The following is a 15504-nucleotide window of genomic DNA, read 5'->3' as shown; positions in this document are numbered from 1 at the left end:
CAATGTTCGGAAGTTGTTCGGACTCTCCCTGGGGATGTTCGGATGTACCCGGGGGAAATCCGAACAAAGTCCGAACAAAGATGGGGTCAAACCCAGCTCAAAAGCGAAGCGATCCCCAACAGGGAACACTGGCTTACACTACATTCCACCAGGGTTTGTCGTCGTCTTTTTTAGGTTCGTTGGAATTATTTTGAGCAGGTGGCGTTTGAGTATTCTTTGGTGTGGTTGTTATACTTACCGGGTATTGCAATCTGTTTGTTTGCAACAGGGCCACGATCTGTTGTTGAAAAGCAGCGCCTTGCGCCGGTTTAACCATTTTTACAAAATTGGCATAACCGGTTACTGCACTCGTAAGGTTGCCATTGCCCCATTTTAAAGCACTGGCATCTTTTGATTTTAACTGATGCAACACGGCCCTGAACTGGCGTAATTTTTTACGGGGGATGCCTGCTTTCTCATTCACTACAATACCCGTTACTTCCTGGTGGGCGCCCTTGCGCATAATACGGATCTTGTCGGGGTGAACGGTAAAGCCTTCATCCTGCAATACTTTTTTAATCCGCCAAACCAGTTGTTGCGCATTGGTTCCAACGTTATCAAAAGAGAAAGTGATATCATCGGCATAGCGGGTAAAACTGCATTGGCTTTTATTGGCCAACCCTTGCAGGCGTTTATCCAGCTTGTAACATAAGATGTTGGTAATGGCCGGACTGGTAGGAGCGCCCTGCGGCAATACGCGATTTCCTTTTTGAACAAAATAATTTTGTCCGTCAATGGTCACTTCTTCAGTAACGGCCTCGGTACACAACAAGGCGAGAATGACCGCTATTTTTTCAGAATAACCTAATTGTTGTAATAAGCCTTTTACTCTTTTATAATGAACAGAAGGGAAGAAATCTTTTACATCAATATTTACTACCACTGCTTTACCAATATGCGGCTGGGCATTGCTGATAATGGAACGTTGTAAAGCAAACCCGTGCACGGCCGGGTGAATGGTTACCTTATTGAAGATATTTTCCAGGATCCAGTACTGAACATTTTTTAACCGGGGCATGGGGGCTGAGATCAATCTTTTGCCACCCGATTTTTTAGGAATGTAAAATTTGCGGTAATGCGATACCGTAGATACTTTCCTGGTAAACGATAAAAAACGCAGTTCTTTTAAGGGGATACCTAAAGCCTGAGCCAGCTCATTTTCATTATTAAAAACCGGCAGGTTGTATTTTTGTAAGGCTGTTACATTGTTCTCAATGTTATTTAACCCTACAGAAACACCTTCACCCAGGTAAATTATTTCGGTTTCTTTTTGCTTTTTCCAGGCTTCGGCTTTTTCAAGACGTTGGAGTTCTTTTTTCTTTTTGTTTTCTTCGCGCTTCAACCGGGCATCAGCCATCCGTTTCAGCCGCATATCTCTTAATACGGCTTCTTTGTTCTGGTACTTCCGTTTCTCTTCATACAACTTATTGAGCTCCTTATTCAGCTCCACTTCTTTGTTTATCAACAGTTCGGGAATGGTTGGGCCATTTTCGTTTTTAGCCCAGAAGCCCATGCGCTTCATTTCTTCCAGGACCACACTGTCTTTTGAAGATTCGCGAATTCGGTCGTATAACTCCTGACGGACGTTTCTGTTATCTGCCATGTTAGGTGAAGAAAAGAGATCATGTCTCGACAGGGGGAAGCATGCTGCCTTCGTGCGTACCGGTGACCAGATTAATCAACGCAAGGCACCCCGGTACTAGTGTGATATTATGGCACGCAGTGCCGGTACTGAAAATATTACACTAGTACCGGGGTGCCATAGTAAAGATTACATTTGGTGATGCATGAAATATTCATGTTGCATGAGCGACGAAACATCGCTCTTTCCTTTCGGAAGCAAGGTGCATGAGTTTATTTCCCCTCTGTCAAAGAACACGAAATGCGGTTAACAAATATAGTTTCCTATTTTTTAATTTCTAAATAATTCAGTGGATCTTTTTTTATTTCTTGGTCACGTTTAACACTACCTGAATCCCTGTGTTACTCTTGTTTTATTGAACGCCTGGCGAAGTGCCAGCATATGTTCACAAGGACCTTTGTATAATTTATTTTCTTTATAGAAACTGCAATCACAACCGGCCGATCTTATTTTTTCATCGGCATCGATCAACAATTGTGTATTATACGTTTTACGGCCTCCTTTAACAGTGCCCGTTAATTGGATACTGCCATCGGCCTGCTGTTGCGGGATGAATTTTATTTCTCCATTCAGCAGTTCGGCAGCCATTTCCTCCCGTGGGTTATCAAAACGAAGTTTATCAAAGGGCAATGGTTCCCGGCTTAGTTCGCGCAGGCGATAAACATTTCTGTTCAGGTCATAGATCACGCGGCCAGCTTGTGTATATGCGCTTAATGCACCTGATACCTGTGCTGTATCTATATTCAATTTTTGCGCAAAATGTTGTGCGGTGCCAAACCAGTCCTGCTGAATAGCTGTGAATACCTGTGCTTTAATAGCATTGTCTACTTCTAACCGCGGTGCTAACAGATCAAAGTTGCCCGCATGGCTCCAGTCGTTGGTCGTCCAGCCGCTAAGACCCAGCGTGAAATTCATATCACCCAGGTCGGCGATATAAAAAGAAGGTAAGCCGGTACCCAACAAATGAACAGTGAACTTTTTGGCAACAGGGATCAGTCGTTCCAGGATCAATAATCTTCTTCTGCCCCATGTTCTTACTTCCTGTTTGGTTGGTCCCGGGTAAATACTGCGTGCGCAGATGATCTCTTTGCCCCAGGGTTCCAAAATGATCTTTACCGGTGCGCCAGGTTCCAGCACATACCGTAAAGAACGCGGTCCGCGTTTCTCTTTAAACCGGCGCAACAGCAAACAGATATTGTAAATATCCATCGGGTGCAGATCGAATTGAATGGTAGGCAGGGTCATGGCGCTGCTTACCTGTAAAAAACCGCGCACCCAGCTATCGGGCAGGTCTATCTTTACTTCTTTATATAACTCCTCCTGCGTGGTTTGCACGGCAAAACCGCTGGGGTCAACTTTTAATTCTGTTTCTTTATAATCGCGTACTTTCTGAAACTCTTCATACAGGGCGCTTGAATAATCGACGTTGGTGGTGCCGCATTTATAGTCGTCAATTTCCTTGAACACATTGTAATTGCAACCCAGTTTACCATAAGTAGATTCATCCTGACTGAAGCATTCAAAGAACAGTTCATCTGGATGAATGGTGATCACGGGGTCCAGCACGATCCAGGCTTCCTTGTTCTTCTCATATAAATAATTAAAGTAACGCTGGCGGGCTTTCAAAAAGGGCGATAGTAAAGCATCCTTTTTAGAACGAACTTCTGCGAGTTCAGCTTTTAATTGCTCAATGCGGCTATTGGCAGCATTGGCATCATAACCAGCCATAAATTCAGCCAGGAACAGGGCCTCGTTTTGTGCTACCCATTCTTTATAAGCTGTTTTATCTTTTGGTTTGAACCGCAGGTCACTGATAACAACATCGTGCAGGGCGGAGATGGCTTCGCGGAAGGCCAGCTTTTTGTGCAGCTTGCCAACAAACCAGGCGCTTTCACGCAGGGTGTCGGGTGCAAATGACAAACCCGTCTTGTGCATGGTACTGGTCACCGTACTGTTTCCTGCGAAACGATAATTGAATAACATGAATGACTATTTATTAATAAGTGCTTTTGTTTTAATTGTGCGTCAATCCGCCTTCGCTAAGGCTTCGGCAGACGGCAGACGGCAGACGGCAGACGGCAGACGGCAAAAAAAATCGGGCGGCGCAAGATCGCTTTTTGATTTCAAAACTCGCGAGCCCACTCACCACTCACATTCAGCCCCTCGTTTCTACCTCTTTCACTTTTAAAGGTGTTTCCACTTCATATAACGACCTCAGCTGCAACAACACGTCAATACATTTTGCCTTGTCGCCAATGGCTGCAATGGCCGATACATCTGATAAAATAGCGCCGATCAGTTTAGCCGCAGCTTCTGATTTACGGCCTTCGGTTAATAGAAAATGATAGATCCTGTTTTTGGCAATCCGGCTTTTATTTACCCGCGTTAATACCGAGCGGAAATAAAACTCCAATGATTGTATTCGCTCCACATCATCGGCTGCAAAGCGTTCCAGGTAATTAGTGGCGAACAATTGCATGCTTTCACTTGGGTGCTGGGTTAGTTTCAGCAGGTAAGTGGTGCCATGCTCGGTAGTAAAGAATTTGGTGATCAGTTCGCGGCCATAGGCTTCAATATCAGGTTTCACAGAGTCGGCCAGCGCTATCAGGGCCTCGGGGGTCCAGTCGTTTTCAGTGAACTGCTCGCGGAAGAACTGCATGGCAAACTGCCGGGTGTCTGCCCACTTGCTATCGAGTAATTTAACAGCGGCGTCTTTTTCGAATATTATGCGAGACACTTGTGTTTTATAAAAGTTCCAGCACCAGGAACGCACATTCTGGTTTTCGTGACCACCCAGTGCGATCACCTGGGGAATGGTCAGTTGCGAAGGATCGGTATATTTTTCCAGGATCACTATGCCCACATTTTGTGCAGCAGCATAGTTGCCGTATAATAAGTTTAAGGCTAATTCTTTATTGGCATTCTGTAAGTAATTGCTCAATTCATTGCATAATAAACTGCTGATGTCATCATGCAAACCCTCGCTGCTTTCTTTTCTTAACAAATAAGGGATTAGCGTATCGGCTGCGTTTTCACCGAAGCGCCGGTCTTTTTGTGCGAGCCGGGCCATAACCGGCCCCATGCCCCGGCGTACATCCTGGAACGGGGAAGCGCAGCAAAGGATGATGTCATCTTCATATTGAAACAGGGTGTCTTCAGTTATTTCGTTCAAAAAGGACAATCCTACTTCGCGTATCGGTCCAAAAGGATGTTCCAACAAACTAAACAACACCGCCCGGTTCACCTCCTGCGCGCCCTGTGATTGTTGTTTAAGGCGCAGTACCTGTAAGCCGAATAATAATACAGCTGGTACTTCGTGTTGCATCAGGTCTTCTATTACTATAAGAGGGACCTGGCTTAGGTCTTCGTAAAAATAATTGACCAAAGCATGGCTAACCCGGCTGAGGATCTCCTCATTCACTTTGGTCATTTCAGTAAATGCCATTACCTGAGCAATGGATTTGCCAACAACCACTTTTTTTACTTCGTTACTAAGACCGCTTTTGGTGATCAGGTCCCAGCCCCAGCTGAACACGTCAATATCAACTGCAAAGATCAGGTCTTTGACAAAATCACTTTGTTGCAGGTAATGCTGCAGGTACTGGCTTGTCCATTCTTTACCCTTGCTTCGGGCATCGGCATTGCGAGAGTTCAGCAAGGCCATAACCAGGTCAGCGTCTATTTGCTGGCCTCCGAAGTTTTCAAGCGTTATTCGTAAACCGAAGGCGGCGGGTATCTCAAAAGGTGATAATAATAATATTTTGCAGGCGTGTTTGTCCAGTTTTCCCTTGATCTCATTCCATTGCGGATGCGCGAGTAATCCGCCCTGTGCAAATTCATGGATCTCGTCCATTTGTGCTTCCATAAGAAGCTGTACATACGATTGTGGCAGCTTATTCCACAAATGCAGGAATGGGGTGCCGTTCTCATTTACTGCCGGGGTGGTGGATTCTTCTCCGCCACCAGGTGTTGGCAGGGTATCTTTCTTCTTCCCAAAAATACCCGTGATCTTCTTAAGCAGTCCTGCCTCGCCTTTTTTATTGTTGGGAATGGGGTTCTTTCTGTTAGCGAGTAATTCCTCCTCTGATCTTAAACGCCAGATCCGGTTGTTGACCAGTTTTAATTCAGGGTGTTCACCACTTAGGATCTGGTGCATGAAAATGGCATGCGCATTCTGCGGGTATTTGGTCTTTACCGTAGCGTAATTGCGGCCATTCCATTTATAATCGGAAGTAGAAAAAGCTTCTTTAAAGTCTGTCGATTTATTGTAGGCTAATAAAATACCCGTTGCCAGCTTTACATAATCGAGGCTGTTAAGATGGCCATACATGAGCAAGCGGCGATTTACCCGTTGGCGCAGGTATTTACGTGTTTTTTGCGAATAGGCCAGTCGGCTGTTGCCTTTGCGTAATTCGGTATTCGGGTTCACCCAGCCGTTTGTTTGCCGTAAATAAACTTCAGCCTTGTTATTATTGGCCGCAATGGTATGTTTGAAAAACTCAGGGTGTCGCTCGAAACGCAATGCCAGCATCCCGGAGACCTCAAAATCATCTAACAGTTCAGCCTGTTTGAATACGGCCCTGAGATGTTTAAAATAAACGGGTTTTAGCGGAGCTTGTAATAATATCTTCTTTATAACCGGACGCATCCAGCTTTTTTGGGTGCTGATCAGATAAAGCGTCTCCAGCCAGTGGTAATGAGATTCCTGATTGGTGATCCTTTCGTCTGCAATGGCTTCCAGCACACCCGGGTGACTGGCCTCCACTGCTGCTTTTATTGTTTCCGGTAAACTGCTGATAAAGATCTTTACGTGTTCCTCTTTCGCTGTGCCGCTTAGCACTTTCAGTAAACCAGCGCCAGCTATTTTTTTTATTACAGGTGATGGGTGTTCTGCAAAGATCTGTTGTAAAGCGGTCACGTTTGTTTCATTGGCACAACGCGCCAGCGCCCAGGTGCAACTGTATTGATGTACAATATCACCATTGTTAAACAACTTGATAATGTATTGAGCGGCTTCCGTGACCTTATATTCACCGGCTTTCCATATAATGCGCGACAATTTCCATTTTGTACGATGGGAACTTATATTTCCCTGTGTGGCATTGTACAATCGTTGCAGGATACCTTTGGTTGGGCCTGGGGGCATTGACATGAAAGAGGCGCCAATGGTAGTTTCGGTATTTAATTTAAATGTGTTGACGGTAGGAGCAGCTGCAACGCCGTTGGCGGATGACGAATACCCTTTTGAAATTTTTTCAGCTTCTACTTCATTGAAGATGTTTTCAGCATCGGCGAGGGGAACGGGTATCGGGGTTTTACTACCCTCTTTTAGTTTTGAATACCTGCGACCATACCTGAAGTTCACCACATATCTGTCATTACCTACATCGCACAGGTCAATTTCATACACTTTATCGGAATTTCCTTCCTTAAAATAGAGGATACTTTGTTTTACAAGGCGCATGGGATAAGCTACAAATTAAGAGGCAGGTAAGATAGAGAAAAACATTCGATAATACCAACACCTCGTTTATTTTTAATACGTTATGAATATATTGTCAGGTGAATGATGATGGGATGATTTAGTCACGGTGGGGTGTGAAAAATTCATTCCGTAACTGGGTGGTGAGAAAACAAGGAATTTATGCACAGTACGGGGACATATAAAATAAAGAATTTCCATAATTCTCCTATTTTACACCCCTTGTAGTAATCAGAAAACTATTTACAGGAGTTGTGAACATGAAACAGGAAGATTTATTGTATTTATTGACTGCGAATCCTGCCATACAAATGCTCCGCTCCCGGAGCGCCCGTTGGTATTTACCCTTTCTTTACCAGGTATATAAGGAGGAGAACCGGTTTGTTATAGGGGAAGACATATTAATACAATTATTATCTGAAGCGCTGTCGCACCAGGAAGACGGTACCGAAGATTTTGAGGAGGCGAAAATCATTTTCGGGGAAGATGAGGAGACCCGCAGCCGCAAATACATTTTAAACTGGGTACAAAAAAGAATTCTGCAGGATTTGCAGGACGCCGAAGGCAATATTCAATACCAGCTTAGCGCCCATACCGAAAAAGTATTTCAGTGGATGCTTACGCTGCAGGCGCGTAATCACGTTGGTACCGAAAGCCGGTTTAAATTACTGTTCAACTCCCTGCAGGATATAGTTGAAAAAACGGAAGACGACCGGCCCAAGCGGTTACAGATGTTAAAAGACCGCCGTGCAGAGATCGATAAAGAAATAAAAGCAATAGAACTGGGGGTAGCTCCCGATAACTACAGCAATGCACAGGTGCAGGAACGCCTGGAATTATTTACCCGCCTTTGCTATGAGCTCATCAGCGATTTCAGGGAGGTGGAAGACAATTTCAAACAGATACACCGCGCCATTGTTGAACAACATACCAAGGCCGAGCAGAACAAAGGGGCCATTGTTGGTTTTGCCTTTGCGGCGTATGATGCCCTGCGTAACAGCAACCAGGGTAAAAGTTTTTATGCGTTCTGGGACTTTCTTATTTCCCGCGCCGGTCAAAACGACTGGAAAGAGCTGACAGAGCAATTGCTCGACCTGTTAAAAGACCGGGGCATTGAGACGGATGTTCAGTTCCTGGAGAATATAAAATCATTATTGTTAGAACAGGGCAAAACGGTTTACGACGCCAATGATAAAATGGCGGAAAAGCTGAGCCGTATTATCTCTGAAAAAGAAATTGCCCGCCATAAACGCCTTCGCCACCAGATAGGCAACATCAAGGAGCTGATCTTTGATCTGATGGAAGAGGATGACGTAAAGGCTGGCATTAGTTTGGATGAAGGGGTGGAGGTAAAAATGCTGATGGAACGGCGGCTGCTGTTTGAACAAAAGAAAGCAGCGGTGGCCGTAAAACAACCCGCAGCAGCCAGCGAAAAGATCGCCGATCCGGAAAGGTTCGGCCGGATGATGAACGTTACCCATGTAGATAAAAAAAGATTATGGCAAAAGGTGGAGCATGCTTTACAGAAAAAGCAAACAGCCACTTTAAAAGAAGTGCTGGAGCTACAACCGCTGGAGAATGGCATCGCTGAAATAGTAAGTTATTTTAGTTTTTTGCGTGATAAAGCAAGCCGGGTACAGGTTATCCATAATACCAGCGAGCATATTCCGTTAAATGCAGCCGCCACCAAATTTGTAGAAGTACCTTATTTATTATTTAGTAAATAGCCGATATGAGCGCTCAGCAAAGAATATTACCCTATACATCTGTATTTGTTAAACTGTTGAAGGGACCCGTTGAATATGTGGAGAAAAGTACCTGGGAAAAACTGATCCAATACAAAGTAGAACTCACAGGTTTTCTGCTGCAACTGGGGCTGGCCCTTGTGCTGGATGAACAGGATGGTTATGCCTACATAAAGCATTACCCTTTTGAAGAAGATGAGAACCCGGTATCGTGGATCCAAAGAAGAGCGCTTACCTATGAAGAAAGCGTGATGCTGGTGTTGTTGCGCGAAATGATGGCCGAGTTTGAAGTAGGGGAAGCCACCAACCGGGAACTGATAAAAAAGCGCCGCGAAATAAAAGAATACGCCGAATTGTTCTTTAAAGAAAACGCCAGCCGGGTAAAATTCCTTAAAGAAATAGACCGGCTGATAGACAAAGCCGAGGAGAATGGTTTCCTGGATAAAACAGAAGCAAGTGAACTGGCCGATGAACAGAAGTTCCGCATAAAAAAAATTATCAAAGCAAAAGTGAGCAGCGAGGAGCTGGACCATTTTTACCAACAACTGGTACGGATCAAAGATGGTAAAGACAATCAAGAAGAGCAATTGGAAGAACAAGGGGTGAAGGTTGAAAATTAAAGGCTTGCCCGACGGCGCCCTTTCATCTTTCTTCTTTCAACTTTCAACACATAACCTGGAATTATGCAGTTAAGCGTTTTTAGTACTGATAGCCAAAAGAGCGGATTTAGGTTACAATATATGGAGATCTTTAACTGGGGAACCTTTGATGACGTAGTGCATAGCATACGGCCTATGGGGGAAACCAGTTTGTTGACCGGCGCCAACGGTAGTGGTAAAACCACTTTTGTGGACGCCTTGCTTACCCTGATAGTGCCTGAAAAACGCTATCGTTTTTACAACCAGAGTAGTGGTAGTGAGAAAAAGGGCGATCGTACCGAAGAGACCTATGTAATGGGCGGGTATGGCTCCATGAACAGCGAGAGTACCGGTTCATTAAAAACCTTGTACCTGCGTGAAAACAGAGACGAAGCCTATAGCATACTGCTGGCCCATTTTGCCAATGAAGCAGAACAGGCCGTTACTCTTTTTCAGGTCCGCTACTTTTCGGGTGGCGATATGAGAAGGCTGTTTGGCATTGCCCATAAAGCCCTGCGCATAGATGAAGACTTTAAACCATTTGACCTGAATGGCCAATGGAAAAAAGCACTCGATCAGAAATACAACAAAGGCCCCCGTAAACAAATTGAATGGTTCGATGCAGCCAGTAAATATGCCCAGCAACTGGTGCATGTGTTAGGGATGCAAAGTGTGCAGGCGCTGCAACTGTTTAACCAAACGGTGGGTATTAAAGTGCTGGGTAACCTCGATGAGTTCATTCGCACCCATATGCTGGAGCCCCGGAATATGGAAGAATCGTTCCAGGACCTGAAAAAACACCTGGCCACCCTGCTCGATGCCCGCCGCAATATTGAAAAAGCGGAAGAACAGATAAAGCTGCTGCAACCTATAGAACAACACTTCACGGCGTATAATACCTTAAAAAAGGAAATAGAGGAGAGCGAACTGCTTTTGCAAACAGCCAGGATCTGGAACAGTTATACCCGGAACGAATTATTACAACAGGCAATTGAAGAGAGCGACACCAGTATAAAAGATATTCAACAAAAGCAACAGATCGTAAAATTAACCTACGACCAGTTACAGGAAGAAGAGCGCGTGATCAAAAACCAGATCGATCAAAATAAGGCCGGTCAGCGCATGCAACAACTGGAAAAGGATGCGCAGGACCTGGAATTGAAAAAACAGGAGGCCACACAGGAACTGGCGACGTTTGCCAGCTGGTGCGAAGAGTTGCAACTGGAAGAAAAACAGCCTGCCGATGAATCCACCTATCAACGCGTAGTAAAGGAGGCCAATCGTAAAAGGCTGGAGCTGGAAACCAAACAGCGGCTAAACGAAGAAGATGAGTATGGAGCCAAGCGTGCCAAGGAAAAATCAGATGCAGACAGAAAGAAAGTGGAAGATGAGCTGAATAACCTGTTGCAGAGTAAGAACAACATGCCGGCCAATTTAATTGGGGTGCGTAAACAACTTTGTGATGTATTGAACCTTGATCAAAACGATCTGCCCTTTATCGGGGAGTTGATGCAGGTACGGTCAGATGCTTCAGAATGGCAACCGGCGTTGGAGAAGTTATTACGGACCTTTTCCCTTCGCCTGTTGGTGCCCGATAAATACTACAAAAAAGTAAACAAGTACATCAATAATAACCACCTGGGTATGCGGTTGGTGTACGAACATGTGACCGATGACCCGCTGATACAAAATCCGGATAAAGATACCGTGTATGAAAAACTGGAGTTCCATCCGGATAATCCTTTGTGTAAATGGGTAGAGCAACAGATCATCAGACAGTTTGATCATGTTTGTATTACCGATGAAAAAACATTGGACCGCTATGAAAAGGCGATCACGCTGAACGGACTGGTAAAAAACAGATCGCGGCATGAGAAAGACGACCGGAACGGGAAGCACGACCCCAGTAAATATGTAATGGGTTGGAACAATGAGAAGAAAAAAGATTTCCTGATAAAACGAAGGAACCAGTTTGCCGACCTGGTTACAAAAGCCAATGAGACCCTGGAGAAGTGTAAAAGCAAAGACGACCGGTTGCAAAAGCAATTCTATGCTATAACCCGTATTCGGGAGCATAAAGGTTTTGCAGAACTGGATATGGCAGGCATTCAGCGCGGCATTCATAAATTACAGGAACAGATCAATGGATTGCGAAAAGCCAATAAAGACCTGGATAATTTAAAAGCGCAGTTGATAGATATTCAACAAAAAAGAGATGAAGCGGAAAGTCAGCGTGGTCAGCTATTAATTGATGAGACCAGGTTAAAAGACCGCATTCAGCAATACTACGAACAGCAGGAAGTTTTACAGCCGTTGTTACAGCACATCAGCGAAGCTGATAAGGACGGGCTGCTGCAATTTCAGCAGCAACAGGCTGCTTTGTTATCGGATATTACGTTGAATAACATTGATGAGGTATATGAGGGCCTGAAGGTAAAGCAAACGCGGTTGAATGAAAAGCAAAGGGATGAGCTGCACAGAGAGGAAACGCAATTGAACAAATGTATCAACCGCATTAAGAACCCTTCTACAGAAATTAAAAATAAATTTTCACCGGAGTGGGACGGCGATGTACAACACCTGCCCGAAGATGCGGCCTACGCCAATGAGTATATTGACTGGCTGGGCAAACTGGTGCATGAGAACCTGCCTAAATACAAACGGGATTTTGAAAGCTTCATCAATGATACCATTACGTACAAGATCGGTGGGCTGAATGAAGAAATGGAAAGATGGGAGCGCGATATCAACAACAGTGTAACGCGGTTGAATCAGTCGCTGGGCGGCATTAATTTCAACCGCCTGCCCGATACCTATATTCAATTAGGAAAAAGACCAGTGCCTTCAGGAACGGACATTAAAGAGTTCAGGGGCCGTTTGCTCGATGCCTTACCACAGGCAGCCAACTGGCAACAAAGCAGCTTTGAAGAAAAATCGAAACACTTTACGCAAAAGGTACAGCCGCTAATTGATGAACTGGATAAAAATGAAAGCTATCGCAACAAGGTAATGGATGTGCGTAACTGGTTTGAGTTCTGGGCCGATGAAAAATTCCGCAACACCGATGAGATAAAGAAGACCTACCGGCAAATGGGACAGTTATCGGGTGGTGAAAAAGCGCAGTTAACGTATACCATTTTGTGTAGTGCCATTGCTTACCAGTTTGGTATTACCCGCGAAGGAAAGAACAGCCGAAGTCTTCGTTTTATTGCGGTGGATGAAAGCTTTAGTAACCAGGATGAGGAAAAAGCTACTTACCTGATGGAGTTATGTAAACAGTTACACCTGCAGTTACTGGTTGTAACGCCCAGTGATAAGATAGCCATCGTACAAAACTTTATAGCCCACGTTCACCTGGTGCAGCGTGTACAAAACCGCCATAGTGTACTGTATAATATGACTATAAAAGAGTTGAAGGAGAAAGTTGAGGAGTTGGCATTGGCATAGCGTTACACTGTCTTGTCGTGAAACGTCAAACGTGAAACGTGAAATACGATTATACGCAAAGTCTGACTAATTTTTAACTCCCCGAACCGGCGATCTGCATACATAACTAAAAAAGCCATCCGCTGCAGGATGGCTTTTTTATTAGCAGGATCAATGTCCCAGTTTGATTAGCTTGATAGTTTGTTTACTATTCCCTTGTTTTATCTGTAAATAATAAACACCTGGTATATATCGGTCGCCCAGGAAGAATAAGCCGGTAGCCGGCAATCCACTCCTTGATTCAATCAGGGTACCACCATTATCAGTTACGGAAATACTAAGTGCCTTGGGTGAGGTGCTCAGGGTCATAATAATGAACTGACCTGGGGAAGGATTGGGATATGCCTTTACCGTCAGGATGCCATCATTTTCACCAGGGAAGTTAGACACGGTAACTGTAGTAGAGGCGGTACTTGTATTGCCTGCACTGTCAGTGGCCGTGATGGAAATGGTATAGGTCCGGTCTTTGTTGATGTGTGATTTCTCTGCGCGCAATTTAACATGGTGTTCATCTACCACTATAAAGTCGGGTTCAAAATTAGTGGCCGGTTCATTGCTGGTAACTGCCAGAGAAGCCGAAACAGCGCCGCAATTATCAGTAAGCGTATAATCGATGGTAACATCGCGCATGGTATGATTTGGCGGCCATAATGTGGCTGGCGAAGCGTTTATGTCAGCGATCACCGGCGCCTCATGGTCAACCGTTCTTACATGGAGAGTGCAGGTGTCGGCATTCCCCGCCACATCCGTTGCAATAAGGGTGATCAATGTATCCTGCTGACCATTTATAATACTGCCTGCCGCAGGTATTTGTGTAAGGTTAACGGGAGCCGAAGCCTGCACGGTTACCTGCGAAGTAAAATCAGGTAATGCAACCGAACAGGCCGTGTTCAACACCAGCATGGTATCGGGCAAACATACAATGGCCGGTGGCAGTGTGGAAACCGTGTTGGAGGCCCCGCTTTCATTATGGAACCGGTCAGTGGTGGTAACTACGTAATAATAGGTGCTGTCTGGTGTAACAGCTCTGTCGGTATACGCGGTTGTATCGTTGGTTGTGATGTACAGGATATTTTCTGCCAGGCTGGTATCAACTACCGGATTGGTAGAACGATAGACAACAAATTGCCAGGCCTTATTTAATTCATCGCTGGAAACAGGTTTGCTCCAGTTAAGTACTACAGAATCATTGCCAAATTTAACAGCCGTTACATTGACCGGTTTATCGGGAGCAATGCTGTCGCGCCAGGGCATGTTGGGAAGTAAAGCTGGTTTGTTATAGAAAAACAACCGCAGCGAATCGCGGAAACCCAATTTGGTAGTGCTGCGTAAACTGTTTGTGTTATACACCGCTTCTCCATAAATATTGGGCAGTGACCGGTTCATTCTTACTTCATTGGGGATCATGGAGGGGTTTGCCCAGTTAACGCCCTGCGCGGGATCATTTACTTTATAACCAGCCAGCCCGATATAGATGTGGCGGCCAAAGGAATTGTTATTCCACCAGGGAACAACCACGCCATAATTGGCACCGGGTTGGCCAATATACCAATATACCTGTGGGCACAGGTAATCGAGCCAGCCCATTTGAAGCCACTTACGTGTATCTGCATACAGGGAAGTATAATGTTCCAGTCCGCTGGTGGCGGAACCGATAGCGGGGTTGGTGCTGTTGCGATAGATACCAGAAGGCGATACACCGAATTTTACCCACGGTTTTATGGCTTTGATGCTGTCGTACACCCTTTCAATCAGCAGGTTTACATTGTCTCTGCGCCAGTCGGCCCGTACGGTAAAACCACGGGGATCGGCATTGTAAGTAGAATCATCGTTGAACGGGGTTACGCCGGACCCGGGCGGAGAAGGATAAAAATAATCGTCGAAATGAATACCGTCTACCTCATAACGGTGTACAATATCTGTGATAACACTGGTAACATAATCCCGAACGGCCGGTATCCCGGGATCGAGGATTCTGAGGGTGCCCTGACTTAACTGCCACTCAGGATGCGTTTTGGTAACGTGGTTGGCAGCAAAGTTGGGAATGTTGTTTGAGTTACCTGCAGAGCGGTATGGATTTAACCAGGCGTGAAATTCGATGCCGCGTTTATGGCATTCTTCAATAGCAAATTGCATGGGGTCCCAGCTGGGATCAGGAGCTTTGCCCTGTGTGCCGGTAAGATCGGCTGACCAGGGTTCAATGCCGCTGGCATATAGGGCATCGCACTGACTGCGTACCTGAATAAACAAGGCTGTTATTCCGGTCGCTTTGTGGTGGTCGAGGATGGTGAGTAAAGCCGCCCGTTGCTGAGCCGGTGTTTGGGTGCGATTGGGCCAGTCGATATTGGTGTACGTGGCTATCCAGGCGCCCCTGAATTCTCGTTTTGGTGCATGTTGGGCCAGTCCCGCCATGCAAAGCATACAGGATAAATAAAGAGCTAATAAATGTTTCATGGTAGGTTATTTTAGCAG

At 45.3% G+C, this 15504-nt stretch carries 7 protein-coding genes; 3 read left to right on the top strand and 4 right to left on the bottom strand.

What is annotated here, in order from left to right; genetic code table 11:
* Window positions 1-133: 133 nt before the first annotated feature.
* The 3 genes from J7I42_RS04310 to J7I42_RS04300 form a co-directional block, all read right to left on the bottom strand.
* Window positions 134-1642, bottom strand: a complete 1509-nt coding sequence (locus J7I42_RS04310; protein WP_209137538.1) for a reverse transcriptase family protein — start codon at window positions 1640-1642, stop codon at window positions 134-136.
* Window positions 1643-2005: 363 nt separating this feature from the next.
* On the bottom strand, window positions 2006-3664 hold the full coding sequence (locus J7I42_RS04305; protein ID WP_209137537.1) for a hypothetical protein: 1659 nt from the start codon (window positions 3662-3664) through the stop codon (window positions 2006-2008).
* Window positions 3665-3836: 172 nt separating this feature from the next.
* Window positions 3837-7145: a hypothetical protein gene (locus tag J7I42_RS04300; RefSeq protein WP_209137536.1), complete on the bottom strand. Its 3309-nt coding sequence runs from the start codon at window positions 7143-7145 to the stop codon at window positions 3837-3839.
* Between the two features lie 278 nt (window positions 7146-7423).
* Between J7I42_RS04300 and J7I42_RS04295 the strand changes: the two genes are divergently transcribed.
* The 3 genes from J7I42_RS04295 (at window position 7424) to J7I42_RS04285 (ending at window position 12993) form a co-directional block, all read left to right on the top strand.
* Complete coding sequence (locus tag J7I42_RS04295) at window positions 7424-8890, top strand: DUF3375 domain-containing protein (RefSeq protein WP_209137535.1); 1467 nt, start codon at window positions 7424-7426, stop codon at window positions 8888-8890.
* A 5-nt stretch (window positions 8891-8895) separates the two neighbouring features.
* Complete coding sequence (locus J7I42_RS04290; protein ID WP_209137534.1) at window positions 8896-9528, top strand: DUF4194 domain-containing protein; 633 nt, start codon at window positions 8896-8898, stop codon at window positions 9526-9528.
* 63 nt (window positions 9529-9591) lie between these two features.
* Window positions 9592-12993 carry an ATP-binding protein gene (locus tag J7I42_RS04285; RefSeq protein WP_209137533.1) on the top strand — a complete coding sequence of 1134 codons (3402 nt, stop codon included), beginning with the start codon at window positions 9592-9594 and terminating at the stop codon, window positions 12991-12993.
* Window positions 12994-13143: 150 nt separating this feature from the next.
* Here the strand turns inward: J7I42_RS04285 and J7I42_RS04280 are convergent, their stop codons facing one another.
* Window positions 13144-15486 carry a family 10 glycosylhydrolase gene (locus J7I42_RS04280; protein WP_209137532.1) on the bottom strand — a complete coding sequence of 781 codons (2343 nt, stop codon included), beginning with the start codon at window positions 15484-15486 and terminating at the stop codon, window positions 13144-13146.
* Between the last annotated feature and the right edge of the window lie 18 nt (window positions 15487-15504).

It is taken from the genome of Niastella soli, assembly GCF_017742245.1.
Taxonomy (GTDB): domain Bacteria; phylum Bacteroidota; class Bacteroidia; order Chitinophagales; family Chitinophagaceae; genus Niastella; species Niastella soli.
Note: the sequence above shows the minus strand (reverse complement) of the source record. Positions and strands in the feature narration are given on the sequence as shown.